General features: G+C 71.3%; 17 protein-coding genes and 1 pseudogene. 4 read left to right on the forward strand and 14 right to left on the reverse strand.

The features are described from left to right. Positions 1–120 precede the first annotated feature (120 nt). The 6 genes and pseudogenes from ndk to BA062_RS31895 all read right to left on the reverse strand — a co-directional run bounded on the left by ndk (position 121) and on the right by BA062_RS31895 (position 5,535). Positions 121–531, reverse strand: a complete 411-nt coding sequence (gene ndk, locus BA062_RS31870) for a nucleoside-diphosphate kinase (RefSeq protein ID WP_110342831.1) — start codon at positions 529–531, stop codon at positions 121–123. 55 nt (positions 532–586) lie between these two features. Then, positions 587–2,134 carry an alkaline phosphatase D family protein gene (locus tag BA062_RS31875; RefSeq protein ID WP_110342832.1) on the reverse strand — a complete coding sequence of 516 codons (1,548 nt, stop codon included), beginning with the start codon at positions 2,132–2,134 and terminating at the stop codon, positions 587–589. Positions 2,135–2,198: 64 nt separating this feature from the next. Beyond that, entirely contained in the window at positions 2,199–2,597 is a 399-nt protein-coding gene (locus BA062_RS31880; RefSeq protein WP_110342833.1) for a DUF4233 domain-containing protein, read from the reverse strand. Then, a complete protein-coding gene (gene folC / locus BA062_RS31885; RefSeq protein WP_110342834.1) occupies positions 2,594–4,069 on the reverse strand; it encodes a bifunctional tetrahydrofolate synthase/dihydrofolate synthase in 1,476 nt (491 codons plus the stop codon). The genes BA062_RS31880 and folC overlap by 4 nt, the downstream gene beginning before the upstream one ends. A gap of 84 nt (positions 4,070–4,153) precedes the next feature. Next, complete coding sequence (locus BA062_RS31890) at positions 4,154–4,345, reverse strand: ferredoxin (RefSeq protein ID WP_110342835.1); 192 nt, start codon at positions 4,343–4,345, stop codon at positions 4,154–4,156. Positions 4,346–4,354: 9 nt separating this feature from the next. Then, a pseudogene (locus BA062_RS31895) lies at positions 4,355–5,535 on the reverse strand (cytochrome P450). Positions 5,536–5,639: 104 nt separating this feature from the next. On the opposite strand from BA062_RS31895, the gene BA062_RS31900 reads away from it, so the two are divergent. Next, a complete protein-coding gene (locus tag BA062_RS31900; RefSeq protein WP_110342836.1) occupies positions 5,640–6,263 on the forward strand; it encodes a TetR/AcrR family transcriptional regulator in 624 nt (207 codons plus the stop codon). A gap of 24 nt (positions 6,264–6,287) precedes the next feature. Here BA062_RS31900 and BA062_RS31905 read toward each other — a convergent pair whose 3' ends face one another. From BA062_RS31905 to BA062_RS31935, 7 genes are read right to left on the reverse strand one after another with little or no spacing between them, the layout of a single operon-like run. Then, the gene (locus BA062_RS31905; RefSeq protein ID WP_146240110.1) at positions 6,288–6,944 is read right to left on the reverse strand and encodes a hypothetical protein; all 657 of its coding nucleotides are present in this window, start codon (positions 6,942–6,944) and stop codon (positions 6,288–6,290) included. Beyond that, positions 6,944–10,555, reverse strand: a complete 3,612-nt coding sequence (locus tag BA062_RS31910) for a ThuA domain-containing protein (protein WP_110342838.1) — start codon at positions 10,553–10,555, stop codon at positions 6,944–6,946. The genes BA062_RS31905 and BA062_RS31910 overlap by 1 nt, the downstream gene beginning before the upstream one ends. A gap of 60 nt (positions 10,556–10,615) precedes the next feature. After that, positions 10,616–11,470, reverse strand: coding sequence for a sugar phosphate isomerase/epimerase family protein (locus BA062_RS31915; protein ID WP_110342909.1), 855 nt, complete (start codon positions 11,468–11,470; stop codon positions 10,616–10,618). An 8-nt stretch (positions 11,471–11,478) separates the two neighbouring features. Next, positions 11,479–12,654: a substrate-binding domain-containing protein gene (locus tag BA062_RS31920; protein WP_110342839.1), complete on the reverse strand. Its 1,176-nt coding sequence runs from the start codon at positions 12,652–12,654 to the stop codon at positions 11,479–11,481. Beyond that, complete coding sequence (locus BA062_RS31925; RefSeq protein ID WP_110342840.1) at positions 12,651–13,646, reverse strand: ABC transporter permease; 996 nt, start codon at positions 13,644–13,646, stop codon at positions 12,651–12,653. Before BA062_RS31925 ends, BA062_RS31920 begins: the two co-directional genes overlap by 4 nt. Further along, positions 13,643–14,635 carry an ABC transporter permease gene (locus tag BA062_RS31930; RefSeq protein ID WP_110342841.1) on the reverse strand — a complete coding sequence of 331 codons (993 nt, stop codon included), beginning with the start codon at positions 14,633–14,635 and terminating at the stop codon, positions 13,643–13,645. Before BA062_RS31930 ends, BA062_RS31925 begins: the two co-directional genes overlap by 4 nt. Then, a complete protein-coding gene (locus BA062_RS31935) occupies positions 14,635–16,149 on the reverse strand; it encodes a sugar ABC transporter ATP-binding protein (RefSeq protein WP_110342842.1) in 1,515 nt (504 codons plus the stop codon). Before BA062_RS31935 ends, BA062_RS31930 begins: the two co-directional genes overlap by 1 nt. Before the next feature lie 185 nt (positions 16,150–16,334). On the opposite strand from BA062_RS31935, the gene BA062_RS31940 reads away from it, so the two are divergent. Further along, positions 16,335–17,210, forward strand: coding sequence for an SGNH/GDSL hydrolase family protein (locus tag BA062_RS31940; protein ID WP_110342843.1), 876 nt, complete (start codon positions 16,335–16,337; stop codon positions 17,208–17,210). Positions 17,211–17,230: 20 nt separating this feature from the next. Here BA062_RS31940 and BA062_RS31945 read toward each other — a convergent pair whose 3' ends face one another. Beyond that, positions 17,231–19,855, reverse strand: a complete 2,625-nt coding sequence (locus tag BA062_RS31945) for a valine--tRNA ligase (RefSeq protein WP_110342844.1) — start codon at positions 19,853–19,855, stop codon at positions 17,231–17,233. A gap of 68 nt (positions 19,856–19,923) precedes the next feature. Between BA062_RS31945 and valS the strand changes: the two genes are divergently transcribed. Together valS and BA062_RS31955 are read left to right on the forward strand one after the other, a co-directional pair. Next, entirely contained in the window at positions 19,924–22,428 is a 2,505-nt protein-coding gene (valS, locus tag BA062_RS31950; RefSeq protein ID WP_110342845.1) for a valine--tRNA ligase, read from the forward strand. A gap of 58 nt (positions 22,429–22,486) precedes the next feature. Further along, positions 22,487–24,790 carry an FdhF/YdeP family oxidoreductase gene (locus BA062_RS31955; RefSeq protein ID WP_110342846.1) on the forward strand — a complete coding sequence of 768 codons (2,304 nt, stop codon included), beginning with the start codon at positions 22,487–22,489 and terminating at the stop codon, positions 24,788–24,790. The last annotated feature ends 13 nt before the right edge of the window (positions 24,791–24,803 follow it).

The following is a 24,803-nucleotide window of genomic DNA, read 5'->3' on the forward strand; positions in this document are numbered from 1 at the left end:
GACCGACGGTAGCGAAGAAGGGCGATCACCCGCCAGGGCTGAACACAACAGCCCCCAAGGCCACCTTTGTTGCGTTGAACGCAACAAAGGTGGCCTTGGGGGCCGATGGGAAAGGGTCGCTCAGAGGTCGGGGAACCAGAGCTTCAGCTCGCGCTCGGCGGACTCCGGGGAGTCGGAGCCGTGCACCAGGTTGAACTGCGTCTCCAGGGCGAAGTCGCCACGGATCGTGCCCGGGGTCGCCTTCTCCACCGGGTCGGTGCCGCCAGCCAGCTGACGGAACGCCGGGATGGCGCGCGGACCCTCCACGGCGATCGCGACGAGCGGGCCGGAGGTGATGAACTCCAGCAGCTCACCGAAGAACGGCTTGTCCTTGTGCTCGGCGTAGTGCTCCTCGGCGACCGAACGCTCCACGACGCGCAGGTCCATCGCGGCGAGCGTGAGCCCCTTGCGCTCGATGCGCGAGATCACCTCGCCGACGAGGCCCCGCTTGACGCCATCGGGCTTGACCAGAACCAGCGTGCGCTCACTCACGGGGTGTTACTCCTTCATTAACTGCGAGAACGGTGCTGGCAGCCTAGCGGCCTGCTCACCGGCCCTCGGGGCGCAGGGTCTTCGTCCACAGCGAGGCACCCGTGCCGTCGCGCAGGTGCACCGTGAGGTCTCCACTCGCGCCGTCGATGTCGAGCTCCCCGAAGTGCTGGTAGCCGTCCATCGGCGAGGTGTTCGCCACCGGCGGGGCGTGCACGAACTCGGCCTTCGGCCCGAACGTCGGGTCGAGCGTGTTCGGCCCGAACGCGCCCGCGTGCAGCGGCCCGGACACGAACTCCCAGAACGGTTCGAAGTCGGTGAACGACGCGCGGTCCGGCGAGTAGTGGTGCGCGGCCGTGTAGTGCACGTCGGCCGTCAGCCACACGACGTTGCGCACGCGCCTGCGCGCGATCTCCCGCAGCACCCAGGCGAGCTCGCTCTCCCGCCCGCCCGGCGCACCGGGCAGCCCGTTCGCGACACCCTCGATGTGGTCGCCGTCCGGCACGATGAGCCCGATCGGCAGATCCGCCTGGACGATCTTCCACGTCGCCGTGCTGCGGGCCAGTTCGCGCACGAGCCAGCTCGCCTGCCGCTGCCCCAGCACCGTGCCCGGCGCCGTCTTGTCGGAGGTGTTGGCGTCCTTGTAGGAACGCATGTCCAGCACGAAGATCTCCGCGTGCCTGCCGCGCGTGAAACTGCGGTACACGCGGCCGTCGACGGCGGCCTTCGCGTCGATCGGCTGCCACTCGTGGAAGGCCTGGAACGCGCGCCGCGCCAGCACGTCCACGCGCCTCTCGGTGTACTGCGGCAGGTCCAGGATCTCCCCGGGGTACCAGTTGTTGGTCACCTCGTGGTCGTCCCATTGGACGTAGCTCGGCACGGCCGCGGCGAACGCGCGCACGTTCTCGTCGAGCAGGTTGTAGGCGAACTGGCCCCGGTACTCGTCGAGCGTCTCGGCGACCTTGGTCTTCTCGGGCGTGACGACGTTGCGCCACGTACGGCCGTCGGGCAGCGTGACGGTCTCGGTCAGCGGGCCGTCGGCGTACACGGTGTCGCCGTTGTGCAGGAACAGGTCCGGCCTGCGCGCGGCCATCGCCGCATACGCCGCCATACCGCCGATGTCGGGATTGATGCCCCAGCCCTGCCCGGCGACGTCGCCCGACCATACGAGCAGCACGTTGGCGGGGCCGAGCGGCGCGGTGCGGAACCGGCCGGTGAGCGGTGCGCTGGTGACCCGGCCGTCGAGATCCTCGGCGGTGACGCGGTAGTGCACCTCCGTGCCCGGCACGAGCCCGGGGATCCGGAGCTTGCCGGTGCCGCCGGTTTCCGGCGAGAGCAGCGGTCCCCGCAGCCGGCGCGCCCGGCGGAACGACGGGTCCGAGGAGACCTCGACGAGCATCCGCGAGGGCCGGTCCGCGCGGGTCCACACGATCGCGGAGTTCGTGCTCACGTCGCCGGACTGCACGCCGTGGGTGAGGACGGGGCGCCCGCCGCGGACGAACGCGGCGGCGGTACCGGCACCGAGGACGCCGGAGGCGAGCACGCCCGCGCCGGCCAGGCCGGCCTTGAGCACGCCGCGACGGTGGAGGGGAGTCTGTTCGGTCATGCCGAACTTCTATCCGGCTCCGGGGGCCGTCCGGCCAACGGCAGCTTGCCTGCCGGTGAACCCCTTACGCCTGCTGGCTCGGGAGGCGGCCCTGTGCCATGCGGAGGGCGACATCGCGGCGCAGCCACATCAGCCACAGCCACACGGCGAGGAACAGCACGCCGATCACGGCCACGGCCACGAGCGACACGACGAACGCGATGAGCGCGACGTTGAGCGCCAGGATCACCCAGATCGTCCACGGCTTGCGCAGGAATCCGCAGCACGCCACGAGCGCCACGGCGATCGCGATGACCGCCCAGCCCTGGAAGCTGGTGATGCCGCTGCCGAGCGTCGCGACGACGGGCAGCGCGAGCCCCACCACGATCGCCTCCAGGATCAGGGTCCCGGCCTGCACGCCGCGGAAGCCCTTCATCGGGTCCTTCGCGGGCGGCTTCGGGGTCTCCTCGGGTTCGGTGCTCATACCGGCTCCCTGCCGAACAACGTACGTGCCTCGCCGACGGTGACCACGGAGCCGGTGACGAGGACTCCGCCTCCGGCGAGGGGTTCCTCGGGATCGTCGGTCTGCTCCACGAGCCCGATGGCGGTCTCGATCGCGGTGCCGAGCTCGGGCTCGACCGTCACCCGCTCCTCGCCGAACACCAGCCGGGCCAGCTCGGCGAGCTCCTCCACCGGCATCGAGCGCTCGGAACTGTTGCGGGTCACCACGATCTCCGACACCACGGGCTCGAGCGCCTCCAGGATCCCGCGCGCGTCCTTGTCGCGGAGCACGCCCACCACGGCGGCGAGTCTGCGGAAGGCGAACTCCTCGTCGATGGTTCTGGCGAGCGCGGCGGCGCCGTGCGGGTTGTGGGCGGCGTCGAGCAGCACGGCCGGTGCGGCGCGGACGCGTTCGAGCCTGCCGGGCGTCTGCACCTCGGCGAACGCCTCCCGCACCGCCTCGGGCACGAGCTGGCGGTCCTTGCCGGCGCCGAAGAACGCCTCGACGCTCGCCAGCGCCAGCGCCGCGTTCTTGGCCTGGTGCTCGCCGTGCAGCGGCAGGAAGATCTCCTCGTACACGCCGCCGAGCCCCTGCAGGCGCAGCAGCTGCCCGCCGACGGCGACATCGCGCGCGAGGACGCCGAACTCGCTGCCCGCCCTGGCGACGGTGGCGTCGACCTCGACGGTGCGCTCCAGCAGGACGCGCTCGGCGTCGGGCTCCTGCTCGGCGAGCACCGCGACGCTGCCCTGCTTGATGATCCCGGCCTTCTCGCCCGCGATGCTCGTGCGGTCGCCCCCGAGGTACTCGACGTGGTCTATGCCGATCGGGGTGATCACCGCGACCTGCCCGTCGGCGACGTTCGTGGCGTCCCAGGTGCCGCCGAGGCCGGTCTCCAGCACGGCGACCTCCACCGGGGCGTCGGCGAACGCGGCGAACGCGATCGCGGTGAGCACCTCGAACTTGCTCATCAGGGGATCGTCGGGGCCGGCACCGCGGTCGACCATGCTCACGAACGGCGCGATGTCGCGGTAGGTGGCGACGTACTTCTCGGCCGAGATGGGCGCACCGTCGATGCTGATGCGCTCGGTGACGAGCTGCAGGTGCGGGCTCGTGTACCGGCCGACGCGCAGGCCCATGCGCGTGAGCAGGGCCTCGATCATGCGGGCGGTAGAGCTCTTGCCATTGGTGCCGGCGACGTGGATCACCGGGTACGTCGTCTGCGGGTCACCGAGCAGGTTCAGCAGCGTCGTGATGCGGGTCAGCGACGGCGCGATCTTGCTCTCGGGCCACCGCTGGTTCAGCTCGGCCTCGACGGCGAGCAGCTCGCGGCGGGCCTCCTGCTCGATCGCGGCCTCGTCGATGGCCTGCGGCTCCGGCTCGTCCGGCAACGGACCGGCGATGAAGTTGTCCCCCTCGGTGAGCTCGGGCGGAAACTCCTGGTCGTCGGACGACACGCACAACTCCCTGCTGGTTCGGCTGGTCAGCCGAGTCTACGTCCGGGCCGGTGCGCCCGGACGTAGCCCTCGGTCGTCCCCCGTTCAGCTACCGGCGAGCTTGAGCGCCCCGGCCGGGCACAGCTGGACGGCCTCCCTGACGGCGTCGGTGGCCTCGGGGCCCGGCTGCTCGGTGAGTGTCACGACGATCCCGTCGTCGTCCTGGTCGAACACCTCGGGCGCGGTGAGCGCGCACATCCCGGCGCCGATGCAGATGTCGCGGTCGGCTTCGATCACCGTTCCTCCCTACCACTCCACCGGAAGGCTGTGCACCCCGTAGATGGACATGTCGTCGCGAACGGGCACCTCCTCCGGTGGCGCTGCCAGGCGCAACGTGGGGAACCGCCGGAACAGGGCCCGTAGGCCACGCGCATCTCGATACGGGCGAGCTGCTGGCCGAGGCACTGGTGCACGCCGTGCCCGAACGCGAGATGCCCGTGCGCGTCGGTACCGAGGTCGAGGGTGCCGGGCGCGGCGAAGCGCTCCGGGTCCCGGTTGGCGGCCGGCAGAGAGATCGCGACCGACTCCCCCGCCCTGATCAGCTCGCCGCCCAGCTCGACGTCCTCGGCCGCGGTGCGCGTGGTGCCGAACTGGATCACTGACAGCCAGCGCAGCAGCTCCTCCACCGCCGCGTCCTCGTCCACGCGTCCCGAGCGCAGCGCGTCGGCCTGATCGGGATGGGTCAGCAGGGCGAACGTGCCGAGGCCGAGCATGTTCGCCGTCGTCTCGTGGCCAGCGACCAGCAGCAGCAGCGCGATGCCGGTGAGCTCGTCACCGGTGAGCTCCCCGCCCTCGATCAACCCGCTCAGCAGATCGTCGGCCGGTTCTTCGCGCTTGCGCTCGACGAGCGCCGCGAGGTAGCCGGTGAGCGAGGCCAGTGCCGCGTTGGCGGCCTCGACCGTCGCCCCGAGACTCAGCAGCACCGCGCTGTCGTGCTGGAACCGCTCGCGATCGGCGTAGGGCACGCCGAGCAGCTCGCAGATCACCAGTGACGGGATGGGCAGCGCGAACGCGGACACGAGGTCGACGGGCGGACCGGCCTGCTCCATCGCGTCGAGGTGCTCGCCGACGATCTGCTCGACGCGGGGCCGGAGCCGGTTCATCCGGCGCACCGTGAACTGGCCGGTGAGCAGGCGGCGGTAACGGGTGTGGTGGGGCGGGTCCATGCCGATGAACATCCCCGGGGGCGCGGGCCTGCCCGCGCGGATCGCGTCGGTCTCGGTACGGCGCACGACCTGGCGGCGCAGTTCGAGCCTGTTGCTGAACCGGACGTCGGCGAGCACGGCGCGGGCCAGCGCGTGGCCGGTGACGAGCCAGCCGGTGTGCCCGTCCGGGAAGGCGAGCCTGCGCAGCGGGCGCTCCTCGTCGGCGAGTTCGGGTGGTGGATCGAACGGGTTGTCGCGGCGGGTGGGCAGGACGGCGGCCATGTTCGGACCCCTTCGAACGGCTCAATCTGACAGTAACTATCAAAGCACCCTTTGGTGAAAATTTACAACAGATGTAAATCAAGCTCGCCGCTTAGAGTGAGCCGATGACCGGCGAGGGCCTGCGAGAGCGCAAGAAGCAGCAGACGCGCACGGCGCTGTCCGACGCCGCGATGCGGCTGTTCCTGGAGAAGGGCTACCAGGGCACCACCGTCGCCGAGATCGCCGCCGAGGCGGGGGTGTCCACCAAGACGCTCTTCAACTACTTCCCGGGCAAGGAGGACGTGCTCTTCGCCCACCGGCGGCAGCGCATCGACGAGATGGAGCGCGTGCTCGCCGAGCAGGTGCGCTCGACGGGGCCGGTCGAGGCGCTGCACCGCACGGCCGAGTGCGTGCTCACGTGGATCGGCACGGGCGACGGGCCCGGGCTGGAGCCGAACGCCGCGCAGGCGCGGCTGATCATGAGCGTGCCGGAGCTGCGGTCCAGGCTGCTGTCGCTGCTGTGGGAGCTGGAACGCAGGCTCGCGGTGGTGCTGCACGAGGCGTACCCCCGGCAACTGGACCTGGTCACGGCGGCGGCCGCGGTGGGAGCGCTCGTGGGCGGGATGCACGCCGCCGTGCGTGCGTGCCTCGACCGCGGCGACCCCGTCGAGGCACTGGTCCCCGCCGCCGAACGCGGCATCGCCGTCGCCATGCGCGGCCTCGACCACGTGGTCGCCCCACTGCAGTGATGGTGGCCTTCACTGCGGACGGGGTCAGCCGCCGTGGGGGTCGGTGCCGTCGAGGAAGACGTGCACGTGGCCGATGCCGGTGGCCACGCCGGCGACGTCGAGCTGGGTCGCCGCCACCGACCACGCCACCACGGCGTCCCGCCGCAGCTCCCCCGCCAGCGCCCGCAGCCGGACGGCCAGCTCACCCGACGCCTCGAGCGACGCCGCGTAGGTCTCCACCGCCCTGCCGGCGACGGTGACGGCACCGGCGAAGCCGGACCTCGCCAGGTTGACCTCCGTGCCGCCGGACGGCCGCTGCTCGAACGGCTCAGCCGCCGCCAGCACCGCCTCCCGCCAGCGGGAGACGTCCTCCGCCGTGGCGGAGCCCGGCCCGGTCGCCTCCTCCAGGCCGTCCAGCACCGGCGTGACACCGGCGCGAACCCGCTCGGCCGTGGTGACCAGCTCTCTGGTCAGCCCGGCGTCGCGCTGCCGCTCCCGCGCCTCCAGCTCCGCCACGCGATCCGGTGAGCCGCCCTCCGAGCCGCCGAACGGCAGCACCAGCACCGCCGCCACGGCGAGCAGCACACCGGCCACCAGGCCGGCGAGGGCCCGGGGCCGGAGCCGGGACGGGCGAACCCGTCCCGGCTCCGGCCGGTGCGCGGGGCGGCCCGGCAACCGCCCCCGCGTCTTCACCGATCCCATCAGCCGCGCCACCGCTGGATCAGCGACTCGGCATCCCGGACCAGTACCGCCTTCACCTGCGCGTCGGCGACCTTGCGCTTCGCCGTCTCCGCGAAGACGGTCAGCGCCTGCGCGCCCGCCCACGGCCTGCCCCACGCGTAGAGCACCTCGGCCGTGCCGAGCGTCGTGTGCAGGACCAAGGCGGTCTGCCGGTTGATCCGGCCCTCGTCGGTGAACCGGGTGACGAGCGCGCGCAGATCCTTCGTGGACGTGGTCACCGTGAACGACACGGACTTCTCCGCGACGCTGCCCGCGTTGTCGGTGGCGGTGACCACCAGCTCGTGCTCACCGAGCGCGAGGGTGTGCAGCGGCAGCACGGCGCCGTTCTCCACGGGCCGCCCGTCGAGCGCGGCCGCGGTCGTCGCGACGCCCGAGCCCTCGTCGGTGGCCTCCCAGCCCACGGTGAGGTCCTTCGAGTCGCCATAGGAAGCGCCGTCCTCGATCCCGGACACCGCGACCGACGGCGGCTGCTCGTCGGCCGGCACCGCGATGCCGTCGCCGACCATCGTCATCGAGTCGAGGTCGAACGGGCTCGACGCCGCGCCACGGAACACGAGGAACAGCTCCGCCGTGCCACCCGGATCGGTCACCGGGACCTCGGGCAGCGAGACGTAGTTGTCCCAGCCGCCCGTGCTCGGCACGTCGACCGTGGCGACCAGCGGGCCGTCGACCGCGCCGGAGCGCAGCTCCACGGACCCACCAGCACCGTCGGGTGCCGACACCCGCAGCGAGACCCCGTCGATGCCGGTGAGGTTCACCGGGTCGAACGAGATCCAGTCGCCGTCGTTGATGTCGCCGATGCGCTTGCCGTTCTCCGCGCCCTCCTGCGAGACGACCCGGATGCCCGAGGAGCGCGTGAAGTACTCGCCCTGCTTGTGCTTCGGCTGCAACAGCACCGTGTCGCGGCCGTTCAGTGCGGGCACGCCGTCGGCGCCGCGGTCGGTGTAGCTCGCGTCGATGGAGTAGTAGATGTTCGCACCCGCATGCCCATCGTCCACAATGGTCTCGAGCGTGCCCTCACAGGCGTTGACCGGGTCGAGCGGATGTGCGTGCGAGTCGTGGCCCAGCGCGGGCTGCACCACCACGTCGGCGCAGTCGATCTGGCCATCCTCGGGATCGGTGACGTTCACGTCGAACGGCACGTGGTCACCGAACTCGAAGAACCCGCCGTGCGCCGGGGCCGCGAGCTCCACCGTCGGCGCAGTGTTGCCCACGGTCACCGTCAGGTTGGTGACGCCCTCCTTGCCAGTCTCGTCGGTCACCGTCAGCTGGACGTTGTACTGCCCCTTCGTGGTGTAGGTGTGCACCGGGTTCGCCTCGGCCGACGTCGCGCCGTCGCCGAAGTCCCACGCGTAGGTCACGTCAGTGCCCTCGGGGTCGTGCGAGCCCTCACTGGAGAACGTGACCTCCAGCGGCGGCTGCCCGGATTCCGGCGACGCCGTGGCCCCGGCCACCGGCCTGCGGTTGCCCTGCGTGTGCTCGATGCGGTACAGCCCCGAGTCGGGGTTGTCGCGGCCGTAGCCGCCGCCCCACTCCAGCAGGTACATCGCGCCGTCAGGACCGAACCGCATGTCCATCGGGGCGAGAGTCTGCTGGCTGGTGAGCCACGGGTCGATGTCGAGCAGCGAACCCTGGTCGTCGAGCGAGAACGTGAAGATCTTGTTGCGCGCCCACTCGTAGAAGAACGCCTTGCCGTCGTAGTACTCGGGGAACTTGACCGCCGACTCCAGGTTCGGGTCGAAGCGGTACACGGGGCCCGCCATCGGGGCTGAGCCGCCGGTGCCCAGGTCAGGGAACTCGGCGGACGCACCGTAGCCGTACCAGACCTCGGCCTGCTGCGACGGCGGCAGCTCGGTCAGGCCGGTGTTGTTCGGCGAGTCGTTGACCGGGCTGGCGCAGTCGAACTTCGCGCCGGACGTGCCGGTGGCGAAGTCGTAGTCGTTGTAGGGGATGTTGTTGCCGATGCAGTACGGCCAGCCGTAGTTGCCCGGCTCGCGGATGATGTTCCACTCCACCTTGCCGTCGGGGCCCCGGTCGGGGTTGGCGGTGCTGGAGTCGGGACCGTAGTCCGCAGCGTAGATCGTGCCGTCGGTGTCGACGGTGAACCGGAAGGAGTTGCGGAAGCCCATCGCGTAGATCTCGGGCCTGGTCAGCTCGGTGCCCGGGGCGAAGAGGTTGCCCTCCGGGATCGTGTAGCCGCCCTCGGGCTCCGGGTGGATCCGGAGGATCTTGCCGCGCAGGTCGTTGGTGTTGGCCGACGTCTTCTGCGCGTCGAACAGGTCCCGGCCCTCGCGCTCGTCGATCGGGGTGTACCCACTGGACTCGAACGGGTTGGTGTCGTCGCCGACACCGATGTACAGGTCGCCGTTCGGGCCGAACGTCAGGTAGCCGCCCGTGTGGCCCGGCTCCGACCGGCGCGAGGCGGGGATGTCGAGCACCTTCACCTCGGACGCGGGGTCGATCGTCGTGCCCTGCACCGTGAACCGCGAGACCCGGTTGAGCTCCTCGGTGCCCGGCGGCGAGTAGTACAGGTAGACCCAGCCGTTCTCGGCGAACGCGGGATCGAAGGTGAGCCCGACGAGGCCGTCCTCACCGCCGGAGTACACGGGCAGGTCCAGCGCCGTGGTCACCGCGCCGGTCGCGGGGTCGTAGACCCGCACCTGGCCGAGGATCTCGGTGTAGAACACCTTTCCGTCCGGAGTGATGTCCAGCGCCGTCGGCGCGCTCGTGTTGGTGTCGAGCGGCACCTTCTCGAACGCGGTGTCCACTGTGGCCGCACAGTCGGCCTCGACGACACCGGCGGCCGTGCGCACCCCGCCGAGCACGTGCTGGACGAACTCCGGCTCGCTGTAGGCGGCGGTGGGGTGTCCCATCGCCGTGGCCCACACGCGGGCGGTGGCCACATCGCGGCACCACGAGATCGGGTGGTCGGCGCCCATCGCGTCGGGGCCGGGGTTGTAGGTCGACTCGTCGGCGCTCACGAGCACGTGGGCCTTGCCGCGGATGCTCTGGTCGAAGTTGTACCACTCCTCCGCGCGCTCCCAGCGTTCCGGAAGCCCCGCTGTCGACGGGTGCTGCTTGTCGGCGACATAGGCGGTGCCCGGCAGCACGCCGGGCGAGTGCGACGGCATGTGGGCGCCCGCGTTCACGAGGTCGTCCCACCACGGGAACTCGCTCTCGATGCCCATGTCGGTGGCGTTGTGGATCGCGGCGATGCCCCCGCCGTTGTCCACATAGGTCTGGATGGCCTGGCGTTGCGCGTCGTTCTCCCAGACCATGCCGGAGGTCTGGAACATGATCACCACGTCGTACTCGGCGAGCGTGGCGTCGGTGAAGACGCTGGAGTCCTCGGTGTGGTCGACGGTGAAGTTGTTGTCCGCGGCGAGCTGTTCGAACATCGCGACGCCCGCGGGAATGGAGTCGTGCCGGTAGCCTGCGGTCTTGGTAAACAACAGTGCGTTGAACTCGGGTTCCTGCGCCTGCGCCGCCACCGCGGGGGCCAGCCCCGCGGCGACGAGCGCGCCGATCAGCACGGCGCCGGCCCGTGGCAAGAGCCTCGTGCGTCTGCTCATGGATTCCTCACGTATGGGGAAAGGGAAGAAGACACGGCGTGCCGGCGCCGTCGAGCCAACTCAGGACTGCCGCGCTATCACCTCCCTCAGGAACGCCAGTCCGTCGAAGGCCAGCGCGTCCTGGCTCGGGGCCAGTGGCCGCCAGATCGAGGCGGCGGTGGCGATGCTCTGGTTGTGCGCGGTGAACGACTCGATGCACAGCGGTCCGGCGTAGCCCGCGTCGCCGAGCGCGGCGAGCAGCGCGGGCCAGTCGAGGTGGTCCCGCCCTGGTGTGCCCCGGTCGTTGCCGCACACCTGCACGTGAGCGATGCGCCCCACGGCGCTGCGAATCGCCGCGGGGATGTCGGTCTCCTCGATGTTCTGGTGGTAGACGTCGAGCGCGACGCCGCACGAGGGCAGCCCCTCGATCGCCTCCAGGGTCTGGGCGACGGTGTTGAGCAGGCTCGTCTCGTAGCGGTTGAGCGGCTCCACAGCCAGCACCACGCCCGCCGCCGCGGCGTGCTCGGTGACGGGCGCGAGGTTGTCGCGCAGCTGTGCGAGGCACGCGGCGCGCTCGTCGTCCGTCATTCGCCAGGTCCGGCCCACGGAGGCGTAGGCGGGTCCGCACAGGGCGGGCGCGCCGACCTCCGCGGCGACGTCCACGCACGCGCGCAGGTAGTCCTGCGTCGCCGTGACCGTCGCCGGGTCGGCGCGCACCAGCTCGCGGCCGGGTGGCATCACGAGCGCCACCGCGGCCCCGAGCCCGAGGTCCGCCAGCAGCGTGGCGGCCTCGGCGGGCTTCCAGTCGCCGAGGTTCTCGACGGGCAGCTCCAGCACGTCGAACCCGGCGGCGGCGACCTTGGGCGCGAGCACCGACAGCGACTCGTCGGTCAGCGGCGAGGTCCATACCCACGTGTTGACGCCCAGTGCGCGCATCGTCATGGTCACTGCCACCGCTGCGGGAACCCGGGCATCTCCTGGCAGCCACACAGGCCGTAGTGCAGCGGCGGCATGCCCGCGGTGAGGTACCGGTCGAGGTTCGAGTCGTCGATCACCGGCTGCGGCAGGATCCACTCCTTCGGCACCTGCTCGCCACGCAGGATCTTGAGCGCCGCGATCACCGGGGTCCGCCACTGGTAGGTCGGGTAGGTCGGCGCGAGCGCGGTGAGGCCCTCGTCCTTCCACTTCTGCAGGAACTGCTGCTGGTCCTCACCCGAGATCGCGGGCGGCTCCATGCCGGCGTCCTCGAACGCCTCCAGCACGGCGACGGCGGCGGTGCCGTCGTCCATCCAGATGCCGTCGATCTGGCCCTCGCGCTGCAGGTAGTCCGACACGATGCTCTTGGCGGTCGCGCTGTCGTTCTCGGTGAACTCGGCGCCGACGACCTGGACGCCGCTGTCGGCGAACTCGCGCTCCGCGGCCGCCCAGCGGTGCTCCAGCACGTCCACGCCGGGCAGCACGCGCAGGCCGAGCACCTTGCCGCCCTCGCCGACCTGCTCGGACAGGAACTCCGCCGCCGTGGCCCCGAAGGCGTAGCCGCCGATCGGGTGGATGAACGTCACCGGGCAGTCGGTGTTCACGCCGCGGTCGAACACGATCACCGGGATGCCGCTGTCGCACGCCGACTCGACCGCGGGGGTCAGTGTCGCGGTGGTGTTGGGCGAGACGATCAGCGCGTCGCAGCCCTGCGAGGTGAGGGAGGCGATGTCGCTGATCTGCTTGTCGTCCTTGGCCTCCGCGTCGAGTACGCGGAACTCGGCGATCTCGTCGTGCAGGTCGGCCTCGGCCTGCATCGTCTTGTACCCCACCTGCCGCCACGGGTTGTCCACGGAGGCGTTGGAGAAGCAGATCTGGTGTGGACCGTCCTTTCTGTACTGGGCCGTGTCCACCAGCTCCGGTTCGAGCGCCTGCTCCCACGGCCTGTCGGCGGGCCCCTCTGGCGTGGCGTCGCGCAGCGCGAGCTGGCGTTCGTACTCGGCCTGGTCGAAGAACTCCGACGTGCCCGTGGTCTCCCCCGGCGCCTGCGACGGTGCCGCGCCGGGATCGGCGGGCAGGTCGCTGGAACACGCGGAGAGGATCAGCGCGCCCGCGGCCAGCACCACCGTGCAAGCCCTTTTCATGTGGACCTCCTTGTCCGGAAGGGAATCCGGCCGACCGAGGCGTAGGCCACGGCGGCGATGATGATCACGCCTTGCACGGCCGATTCGAGGCCGCCCGCGACGCCGAGCAGGTTGAGCAGGGAGAACAGCGCTTCGAGGGTGAGCGCGCCCGCCATGGCCGCGACCACGGAACCTCGCCCGCCGCCGAGCACCACGCCGCCGAGCACCACGGCGGTGATCACGCGGAACTCCAGGCCGTCGCCGACCTGTGCCGAGACCCCGGCGAACCCGCCGAGCAGGATCGCGGCGATCGCGGCGGAGACGCCGGAGAGCACGAACGCGAGCGTGCGCAGGCGCTCCACCCGGCCGCCGCCGAGCAGCACCGAGGTCTCGTTGTCCCCGATCGCGACGAGCGTGCGCCCGGTGCCGCCGCGCATGAACACCACGGCCGCCACCACGAGCGCGGCGAGCAGCAGCACCGACCACGGGACGGCGCCGAGCAGGGGCACCTCGAATCCCTCGCGGCCCACCACGCGGAACGCCTCCGAGAGCGCGCCGCGCGGCGAGCCGCCCGTCCACAGGAACACCGCGCCGTCGAGCACGAGCAGCATGCCCAGCGTCACGATGAACGACGGCACGAGCAGCCGCGTGGTGATCAGCCCGTTGACCAGGCCGACGAGCGCACCGGTGGCGAGCAGCAGCGGGATCACCCACACCGTCGCGCCCTCGTCGCCGTCGATGAGCCGCGCCGCGATCACCACCTCGGCCGTGACGAGCGAGCCGACCGAAAGGTCGAAGCCCCCGCTGACGATCACGAAGTACTGCCCGATCGCGAGGATCATCAGCGGCGCGGCGCGTTTGAGCAGCGCGAGGTACCCGGCCGGCTCGCTGTAGGCGGGTCCCGCGAACGCGAGCGCGACGAGCAGCACGGCCAGTACGGCGAGCACGGGGCCGGTGCCGTCGGCGAGCCGGATGCGCCGCGTCTTCCCTGTCGCAGGCAGTGTCTCAGTCATCGCAGGGCACCCCGCCTCCGTGCGTAGAGCGCCACCGCGACGATCAGCACGGCGCCGCGGACGACGTCCTTGAAGAACGGGGTGACCCCGAGGTCGTCGAAGATCGTGTCGAGCGTGGCGAGGATGAGAACGCCGCCGATCGTGCCCGCGACCCCGCCGCGGCCGCCCGCGAGCAGCGTGCCGCCCAGCACCACCGCGGCGATCGACTCCAGGTCGTAGCCCGCGTCCACGCCCACCCACGGCGCGCCGGAGCCGAGCCTGCTGGCGAGGAAGAGCCCCGCCAGGCCGGCGGCCACCGCGCACAGCACGTGCACCTTGATGATCGTGCGGTCGGTGCGGATGCCGGAGAACCGCGCGACCTCCTCGTCCCCGCCCACGGCGTACACGTGGTAGCCGCCCTTGGTGCGCATGAGGTACCACCACGCGAGCGCGGCGAGCGCGACCATCAGCAATGCCGACACCGGAATCGGGCCGATCCGGGCGTAGCCGAGGTGCTGGAAGGCGCGGGGCACCTCACCCGCGGGTCCGGAGTAAGCGCTTTCCAGGTAACCCCGGATGATGAGCGCGGTGCCGAGTGTGGCGATGAACGCGTTGACCTTGAGCTTGGTGATCACGAGCCCGTTGACGAGCCCGACGCCGGCGGCGCACGCGAGCGTCAGCAGCACGGCGGGCACGATCATCCCCGGGTCGCCCGCCATCGTCTCGGCGCCGATCAGCGAGCACAGCCCGATCAGGTACGCCACCGACAGGTCCAGCTTGCCGGTGAGGATCACCATCGTCTGTCCGATCGCGACCAGCCCCAGCGCGGTGCTGCGCGTGAGGATGTTGAGGATCCCGCCCTGGTCGAGCAGGACCCCGCCCCGCACGCCGACGAGGATGCTGCCCGCGACGAGCAGCAGCACGAGCGCGAGGTAGACGACGACGGTGGGCTGCAGGACGCGGGAAAGGCGTTGCGCCGGACGCGGTGCCACGGCCGTGCCCGTGGCCATCACGCGGCCTCCACCGTGGTGTGCCCGGTCGCCAGCGTCATCACGGCCTCCTCGCTCGGCCCCGCGGGCAGCTCACCGGCGAGGCGGCCCTCGTGCATCACGAGCACGCGGTCGCTCATGCCGATCAGCTCGGGCAGCTCCGAGGAGATCATCAGGATCGCCACGCCACCGCGGGCGAGCCCGCGCAGCAGGTCGTACACGGCTTTCTTGGCGCCGACGTCGATGCCGCGCGTGGGCTCGTCCACCACGAGCACGCGGGGTTCGACGGCGAGCCATTTGGCGAGCACCACCTTCTGCTGGTTGCCGCCGGAGAGGTAGCGCACCTCCTGGCCGGGGCCGCGCGCCACGAGCGTCACCGAGCGCAGCAGGGCGGCGAGGTCGAGCGCGCCGAGCCCGCGGGCCCTGCCGAACGCCGCCCTGCGCACCAGCAGTGCGTTGTCGCGCACCGACTGCCGCAGCGCGAGGCCCTCGCCCTTGCGGTCCTCGGTGACGAACGCGATGCCGTGCCGGATCGCCGAGCGCGGCGAGCCGATGGTCACCGGCCTGCCCTCCAGCTCCAGCGTGCCCGTGGCGAACGGATCCACCCCGCAGATCGCGCGCGCCACCGCGGACCGGCCCGCACCCTGCAGCCCGGCGAGGCCGACGATCTCGCCCGCCCGCAGTTCCAGGTCGATGCCGGCCAGGCGCGCGTTGCCGCCGCCGCGCACGGCGAGGCGGACCGCGCCGGTCTCGGATTCGGCGGCCCGGTCGGGAAAGAGCGCGTCCAGCGGACGGCCGACCATGTGTCGCACCAGCTGGTCGGGAGTGAGCTCCGCCGTGGCCGTCGAGGTGACCGGCTCGCCGTCCTTGAGGACCGTGATGCGCTGGCTGAGGTCGAACACCTCGCGCAGCCGGTGGGAGACGTAGAGGATCGCGATTCCCCGCTGCCGCAGGCGTTTCACGAGACCGTAGAGCAGCTCGACCTCGTGGTCGGCGAGCGCGGCGGTGGGCTCGTCCATCGCGAGCACACGCGCGTCGGTGGACAGGGCCTTGACGATCTCCACCACCTGGCGCTGCGCGACCGCGAGCCGCCGGACGGGTGTGCGGGGCGAGATGCCGCGCTCCCCCAGCCCGTCGAGCAGCTCGGCGGTGTCGGCCTCCATGCGCCTGCGGTCGACCTGCCCGCGCCGCACAGGCTCGCGGCCGAGGTAGACGTTCTCCGCGACCGTCCGGTCGCCGAGGAGGTTGAACTCCTGGTGGACGATCGAGATGCCTGCCGCCTGCGCCTCGCGGGGCGAGCCGAAGGTGGCCTCCGAGCCGCCGAGCTCGACCGAACCGGAGTCGGGCCGGTGAACTCCGGCGAGGATCTTCATCAGGGTCGACTTGCCCGCGCCGTTCTCGCCGACGAGCGCGTGCACCTCGCCGGGGTGCAGGTCGAGGTCGACGTCGCGCAGCACCGCGTTGCCGAGGAACTGCTTGCCGATGCCGCGCATCCGCACCACGGGCGCCTCATCGGTGAGGCCGGTCACAACCATGTGCCCACCGTAGCGGAACTTATGCGCGAGTCAAACAAAAGTATGGCCTAATACGGCGAAATGACGTTTGCCTTAGGCCGAACGGCGCCCTGATCGAATCCGGCGAAGCACCCGTTCGGGACTACCCAGAGGGCCCGGCCGCGGCTAGGAATTGAAGGGGAACACCGCGGGGAACGGGGGCTCACATGCACGGCAGGTGGCGGCTGGCGATCCTGCTCGCGGCGGTACTCGCGCTGGTGCTCGCCGGCTCGGGCGCGGCGACGGCGAAACAGCACATCAAGCGCTACGTCGCACTCGGCGACTCCTACACGTCCGGCCCGCTGATCCCGCTGCAACGGCTCGATCCGGTCGGCTGTGCCCGCTCGACCAACAACTACCCGTCGATCGTCGCCAGGCACCTCGGCGTCAAGCGGTTCACCGACGTCAGCTGCGGCGGCGCCGACACGACGCACATGACGCGGCCGCAGGAGGTGACGCTGGGCGTCAACGCCCCGCAGTTCGACGCGCTGCGCCCCGAGACCGACCTCGTGACCCTCGGCATCGGCGGCAACGACCACGGCGTGTTCGGCAGCGTCGTGGGTGTCTGCCCGACGCTGCGCGCATCCGACCCGGCCGGTGCGCCGTGCCAGGAGCACTTCACCGTCGACGGCGTCGACACGCTGAAGGCCGCGATCGCCGACACCGGCGAGCGGGTGTCCGAGGTACTGGCGGGCATCCACGAGCGCTCGCCGCGCGCGACGGTGCTGGTGATCGGCTACCCGCGCATCGCGCCGCCGAGCGGAACGTGCCCGGACATCCTGCCCTTCGCCGACGGCGACTACGCGTGGCTGAACGACGTCGAGGAGACCCTCAACGCCGCACTGGCGAAGGCCGTCGCCGAGGACGGCGCGGCGACCTTTGTCGACATGTACCCCGCCTCCCTCGGGCACGACGCGTGCGCCGGACCCGAAGCGTGGATCCAGGGCAAGGACACCGACGTGTTCGCCGCCGCCTCCTACCACCCGCGCCGCGCGGGCATGGCCGGCGTGGCCGCGGAAATCCTCCGCACCCTCCGGTACTGAAAACGGCCCCCGAGGGCAGATCAGGACGGCAGGGAGTTCAGCCGCGCCGTGATGCGCTCGATGTCGGCGGCCGCCGTGTCGCGGCGCACGCGGATCTTGTCCACGACCTCGGCCGGCGCCTTGTCGAGGAACGCCTGGTTGCCGAGCTTGCCCTCGGTCTGCTTGAGCTCCTTCTCCGCCACGGCGAGGTCCTTCTGCAGGCGCTTGCGTTCGGCGGCGACGTCGATCGTGCCCGAGGTGTCCACCTCGACCGTCGCCGCGCCGCTCGCGAGCGAGACCTCCAGCGACGCCGTCGCCGCGAAGTCCTCGCCCGGGTCGCCGAGGCGGGCCAGCGAGCGGATCGCCTCCTCGTGCCCTGCCAGCGCGGCGAAGCCGGGGCCCGAGAGCCGGGTGGTGACGCGCTGGCCCGGCTTGAGGCCCTGGTCGGAGCGGAACCTGCGGATCTCCGTCACCAGCTTCTGCACGTCGGTGATGCGGGCGCCGGCCGTGGCGTCGGCGGCGGGCAGCGCGTCCGCGCTGGGCCACTGCGCGACAACGAGCGACTCTCCCCCCGTGAGCGTGGTCCACAGGCGTTCGGTGATGAACGGAATGAACGGGTGTAGCAGGCGCAGCACCGTGTCCAGCGCGTGCCCGAGCACCGCGCGCGTGCCCTCGGCCTTGTCACCCGAGAACTGGACCTTCGCCAGCTCCAGGTACCAGTCGCACAGCTCGTCCCACGTGAAGTGGTAGAGCGCGTTGGTGGCCTTGGCGAACTGGAAGTCCTCCAGCAGCTCGTCCACTTCGGACACCACGGCGGCGAGCCTGCCGAGGATCCAGCGGTCGGCCTCGGTCAGGTCCTCGGCGGCGGGCAGCGGGGTGGCCACGGTGGCGCCGTTCATGATCGCGAACCGGGTGGCGTTCCACAGCTTCGTGCAGAAGTTGCGCGAACCGGCGGCCCACTCCTCCGCGAGCGCCATGTCGGCGCCGGGGTTGGCGCCCCTGGCGAGCGTGAAGCGCGTGGCGTCGGCGCCGAACCGGTCCATCCAGTCCAGCGGGTCGATCACGTTGCCGCGCGACTTCGACATCTTCTTGCCGTTCGCGTCGCGGATCAGCCCGTGCAGGTAGATGTGGTCGAAGGGCTGGGCCTCGTCCATCGCGTACAGGCCGAACATCATCATCCTGGCGACCCAGAAGAAGAGGATGTCGTAGCCGGTCGACAGGACGCTGGTCGGATAGAACTTCGCCAGGTCGGCGGTCCGCTCGGGCCAGCCCATCGTCGAGAACGGCCACAGCCCCGACGAGAACCACGTGTCCAGCACGTCCGGGTCCTGGTGCCAGCCCTCGCCCGTCGGCGGCTGCTCGTCGGGGCCGACGCACACGGTCTCGCCGTCGGGGCCGTACCAGACCGGGATCCGGTGTCCCCACCACAGCTGGCGCGAGATCGTCCAGTCATGCATGTTGTCGACCCAGTCGAAATAGCGCTTGGCCAGCTCCGGCGGGTGCACCTTGGTGCGGCCGTCGCGCACGGCGTCGCCCGCGGCGCGGGCCAGCGGCTCGACGTTGACCCACCACTGCAGCGACAGCCTCGGCTCCACCACCGTGTCGCACCGCGAGCAGTGCCCGACGGCGTGCACGTACGGCCGCTTCTCGGCGACGATGCGGCCCTGCTCGCGCAGCGCGGCGACCACGGCGGGCCGCGCCTCGAACCGGTCCATGTCCTGGAACGGACCGTGCGCGGTGATCACCGCGCGTTCGTCCATGATGGACAGCATCGGCAGGTCGTGGCGCCTGCCGATCTCGAAGTCGTTGGGGTCGTGCGCCGGGGTCACCTTCACGGCGCCCGTGCCGAACTCGGGGTCGACGTGCTTGTCGGCCACGATCGGGATGCGGCGCCCGGTGAGCGGCAGCTCCACCTCGGTGCCCACCAGGTGCGCGTAGCGCTCGTCGTCCGGGTGCACCGCGACGGCCGTGTCACCGAGCATCGTCTCCGCCCGCGTGGTGGCCACCACGATCGCGGCGTCGCCGTCGCCGTAGCGGATCGAGACGAGCTCGCCGTCGTCGTCGGAGTGGTCGACCTCGATGTCCGACAGCGCCGTGTGGCAGCGCGGGCACCAGTTGATGATGCGCTCGGCGCGGTAGATCAGGCCGTCGTCGTAGAGCTTCTTGAACATCGTCTGGACGGCGCGCGAGAGCGTCTCGTCCATCGTGAACCGCTCGCGCGACCAGTCGACGCCGTCGCCGAGCCTGCGCATCTGGTCGAGGATCTTGCCGCCGTACTCGGCCTTCCACTCCCAGACGCGCTCGACGAAGCGCTCCCGGCCGAGGTCGTGCCGCGACACGCCCTCGTTGGCGAGCTGCCGCTCGACGACGTTCTGGGTGGCGATGCCGGCGTGGTCCATGCCGGGCAGCCACAGCACCTCGTAGCCCTGCATCCGGCGACGGCGCGTGAGCGCGTCCATCACGGTGTGGTTGAGCGCGTGGCCCATGTGCAGGCTGCCGGTGACGTTCGGCGGGGGCAGCACGATCGTGAACGGCGGCTTGTCCGACGACGCGTCGGCGGTGAAGTAGCCCGCGTCTACCCAGCGCTGGTACAGGGCGGCCTCTTCGTCGGCCGGGTTCCAGGCGTTGGGCAGGTCGGTGTGCTGCTGGGGCGTCTTCTCCGTCACAACCAGTCAGTCTACGAACCGCCGTTTTCCACTCGTCACCGGCGCCCGGCCCCGCCCATAATGGCCGCGTGCCCGAGATCACCCCGCACGTCCCCGCCCGGCCGTCGCTGGACGGCCTCGACGTGCGCTGGGCCGCCGAGTGGGAACGCGCGGGCGCCTATCGTTTCGTCCCGCCCGCCACGCGGGCCGAGGTCTTCTCGATCGACACCCCGCCACCCACGGTGAGCGGCTCACTGCACGTCGGCCACGTCTTCTCCTACACCCACACCGACATCGTCGCCCGCTTCCAGCGGATGCGCGGCAGGCACGTCTTCTACCCGATGGGGTGGGACGACAACGGCCTGCCCACCGAGCGGAGGGTGCAGAACCACTACGGCGTGCGCTGCGACCCCTCACTGCCGTACGACACGGGGTTCACGCCGGGTGACCGCAAGCGCGTCACCGACGTCTCGCGGCGGAACTTCATCGAGCTGTGCGAGCGGCTGACCGCCGAGGACGAGCGGGCGTTCGAAGAGCTGTGGCGCAGGCTGGGCCTCTCGGTGGACTGGTCGATGACGTACTCGACGATCGGCCACCGGGCGCGCCGCGTCGCCCAGCAGTCGTTCCTGCGGCTGCTACGGCGGGGCGAGGCCTACCAGGCCGAGGCGCCGACGCTGTGGGACGTCGGCTTCCGCACCGCCGTCGCACAGGCCGAGCTGGAGGACCGCGAGCACGCGGGCGCGTGGCACCGGATCGCCTTCCACGCCCCGGGCGGGCCGGTGCATGTCGAGACCACCAGGCCCGAACTGCTGCCCGCGTGCGTGGCGCTGATCGCACATCCCGGCGACGAGCGCTACGCCCCGCTGTTCGGCACCACGGTCACCTCCCCCGTGTTCGGCGCCGAGGTGCCGTTACTCGCCCACCCTGCGGCCGAACGCGAGCGCGGCGCCGGGATCGCGATGTGCTGCACGTTCGGCGACCTCACCGACGTGCAGTGGTGGCGGGAGCTGAGGCTGCCGGCGCGCACGATCATCGGCAGGGACGGCCGGATCCTGCCCGAGCCCCCGTCCGGTGTGGACGCCGCCGCCTACGCCCGCCTCGCGGGCGCGACCGTGCACACCGCCCGGCAGCGCGTGGTGGAGTTGCTGCGCGAGTCCGGTGACCTCGACGGCGAGCCGCGCCCGGTGACGCGGCCGGTGAAGTTCTACGAGAAGGGCGACAAACCGCTGGAGATCGTCTCCAGCAGGCAGTGGTTCATCCGCTCGCTCGCGCACCGTGACGCGCTGCTGCGCAGGGGCGAGGAGCTGACGTGGCACCCGGCGTACATGAAGGCCCGTTACGACGACTGGGTGCGCGGGCTGAACAGCGACTGGCTGGTGAGCAGGCAGCGGTTCTTCGGGGTGCCGATCCCGCTGTGGTACCCGCTCGACGAGCACGGCGAGCCGCGTTACGACGCGCCGATCCTGCCGGACGAGGACACGCTGCCCGTGGACCCGGCGTCGCAGCTCCCGCCCGGCTATACGGAACAGCAGCGCGGCACGCCGGGTGGCTTCGCGGCCGAACCGGACATCCTCGACACGTGGGCGACGTCGTCGCTCTCGCCGCAGATCGTGTGCGGCTGGGAGGAAGACCCCGCGCGCTACGCGCTGACGTTCCCGATGGACCTGCGGCCCCAGGCCCACGACATCATTCGCACCTGGCTGTTCTCCACGGTCCTGCGCTCGGAGCTCGACGCGGGTGCGCTGCCGTGGCGGCACGCCGCGCTGTCGGGCTGGATCCTCGACCCGGACCGCAAGAAGATGAGCAAGTCCAGGGGCAACGTCGTGACGCCGATGGACCTGCTCGAACGGTTCAGCCCCGACGCCGTCCGGTACTGGGCCGCCGGCGGGCGGCCCGGCGCGGACACCACGTTCGACGAGGGGCAGCTCAAGATCGGCCGCAGGCTCGCGACGAAGCTGCTCAACGCGGCCAGGTTCGTGCTGAGCTTCCCCGCGCCCACCGGCGAGGCGACGGGCACCGAGCCGCTCGACCAGGCATTGCTCGCCGCGCTCGACGACGTCGTCCGGCACGCCACGGCGGCACTCGAGGCCTTCGAGTACACCAGCGCGCTGGAACGGATCGAGCGGTTCTTCTGGTTCTTCTGCGACGACTACCTGGAGCTGGTCAAGCAGCGTGCCTACGACGAGAGCGGCGGGCCCGGCCCCGAGTCGGCGAGGGCCACGCTGCGCACGGCGCTGTCCGCGCTGTTGCGCCTGCTCGCGCCGTACGTGCCCTACTGCACGGAGGAGGCGTGGTCGTGGTGGCACGACGACTCCGTGCACCTCGCGCCGTGGCCCGCACCGCAGGGCACCGGAACGGGTGACGGCGAGCTGACCGGACTGGCCTCGACGGCGATCGGCGCGATCCGCAAGGCCAAGTCCGAGGCGAAGGTGTCGATGCGGGCGCCGGTCGAAACGGTGCGCGTCCACGGGCCCGCCCGTGACCTGGAGCTGCTCGGCGCGATCGGCGCCGACCTGCGGGCAGCAGGCAACGTGGCCGCCCTGGAGTTCACTCAGGCCGACGAGCTGCGCATCGACGTCGCGCTCGGGGTGTGATCAAGCCGACAGCCTCGGGCCACGGCGATGCGGGTTCCGTCGGCTGAGAATGGCTGACGTGGCACGACACGCACCGGAGCACGACGTCGACGAGAACCGGCTGGAAGTCGGCAAACCCAAGGACTGGGCCGCGGGCTTGCCCGGCGTGGCGGTGTCGCTGCGCCGCGGCTTCGAGCAGATGGGCGCGGGCCGCACCGTGCGCACCCTGCGCCTGCTGAACCAGCGCGAGGGCTACGACTGCCCCGGCTGCGCGTGGCCGGAGCCGAGGGAGTCCGACGGCGAGCACCGCAAGCTCGCCGAGTTCTGTGAGAACGGCGCCAAGGCCGTCGCCGAGGAGGCGACGAAACGCCGGGTGGGCCCGGAGTTCTTCGCGACCCACTCGATCGCCGACCTCGCGGACAAGAGCGACTACTGGCTCGGCCAGCAGGGCCGGCTGACCCGGCCGATGGTGCTGCGCGATGGTGCCACGCACTACGAGCCGATCTCGTGGGACGACGCGTTCGCGCTCACCGCGGAGAAGCTGCGCGGGCTGGCCGACGCGAACGAGGCGATCTTCTACACCTCGGGCCGCACGAGCAACGAGGCCGCGTTCCTCTACCAGCTGCTGGTGCGTTCCTTCGGCACCAACAACCTGCCTGACTGCAGCAACATGTGCCACGAGTCGTCGGGCGCGGCGCTGTCGGCGTCGACGGGCATCGGCAAGGGCACGGTCTCGCTCGCCGACATCCACGAGGCTGACCTGATCGTCGTGATCGGACAGAACCCCGGCACCAACCACCCGAGGATGCTCTCGGCGCTGGAGCAGGCGAAAGCCAAGGGCGCCAAGGTGATCGCGGTGAACCCGCTGCCGGAGGCCGGGCTGCTGCGGTTCAAGAACCCGCAGAACGTGCGCGGCGTCGTCGGCAAGGGCAGCCCGCTGGCCGACGAGTTCTGCCAGATCCGCCTCGGCGGTGACCTCGCGCTGTTCCAGGCGATCGGGAACCTGCTGCTGCGGTGGGAGGACGCGGCGCCCGGCACGGTCCTCGACACCGGCTTCATCGAGAACTCCACCTACGACTTCGCCGACTACGCCAAGCAGGTGCGCGCACTCGACTGGGCCGAGGTCGACCGCGCGACCGGGCTCGCGCGCGAGCAGATCGCCAAGGTCGCGGGCATGATCGCCGAGTCGAAGCGCACCGTCTACTGCTGGGCGATGGGGCTGACGCAGCACAAGCACGCCGTGCCGACCATCCAGGAGGTCGCCAACCTCGCGCTGCTGCGGGGCATGATCGGCAAGCCGGGCGCGGGCCTGTGCCCCGTGCGCGGGCACTCGAACGTGCAGGGCGACCGCACGATGGGCATCTGGGAGAAGATGCCCGAACCGTTCCTCGCGGCGCTGGAGACCGAGTTCGGCATCCCGGTGCCCCGCGAGCACGGCCTCGACGTCGTGGACTCCATCCGCGCGATGCGCGACGGCCGGGGCAAGGTGTTCTTCGCCGTGGGCGGCAACTTCGCCTCGGCCACCCCGGACACGGAGCTGACCGAGCGGGCGCTGCGCTCGTGCGAGCTGACCGTGCACGTGTCGACCAAGCTCAACCGCTCGCACGTGGTGCACGGCCGCACGGCGCTCATCCTGCCGACGCTCGGCCGCACCGAGCGCGACGTGCAGGCGGGCGGCGAGCAGTTCGTGACGGTCGAGGACTCGATGTCGGCGGTGCACGCCTCGCGCGGGCGGCTGACGCCCGCGAGCGAGCACCTGCTCTCGGAGGTCGCGATCCTGTGCCGCCTCGCGCGGGCGCTGTTCGGCGAGGAGCACCCCGTGCCGTGGCGGGAGTTCGAGCGCGACTACGACGCGATCCGCGAGCGCATCGCGCGCGTGGTGCCCGGTTGCGAGGACTACAACGAGAGGGTGCGGGAGCCGGACGGGTTCGTGCTGCCCAACCCGCCGCGCGACTCCCGCGAGTTCACCGGAACCCTGACGGGCAGGGCGATGTTCGGGGTGAACGAACTGGAGTACCCCACCGCGGGTGAGGGCAGGCTGCTGTTGCAGACCCTGCGCAGCCACGACCAGTACAACACCACGATCTACGGCCTTTCCGACCGCTACCGCGGCGTCGAGGACGGGCGGCGCGTCGTGTTCGTGAACCCGGCCGACCTCACCGACCTCGGCATCGCGGACGGCGAGCTGGTGGACCTGGTGTCGGAGTGGACGGACGGCGACCGCAGGGCGGAGCGGTTCCGTGTCGTGGGCTACCCGACCGCGCGGGGCTGCGCGGCGGCGTACTTCCCCGAGGCGAACGCGCTGGTCCCACTGGACTCCGTGGCGAGGACGTCCAACACCCCGGCGTCGAAGGCGATCGTGGTGCGGCTCGAACCCGCCTGACCGCCGCCTGACC

This window comes from Prauserella flavalba, assembly GCF_003202235.1.
Classification (GTDB): domain Bacteria; phylum Actinomycetota; class Actinomycetes; order Mycobacteriales; family Pseudonocardiaceae; genus Prauserella_A; species Prauserella_A flavalba.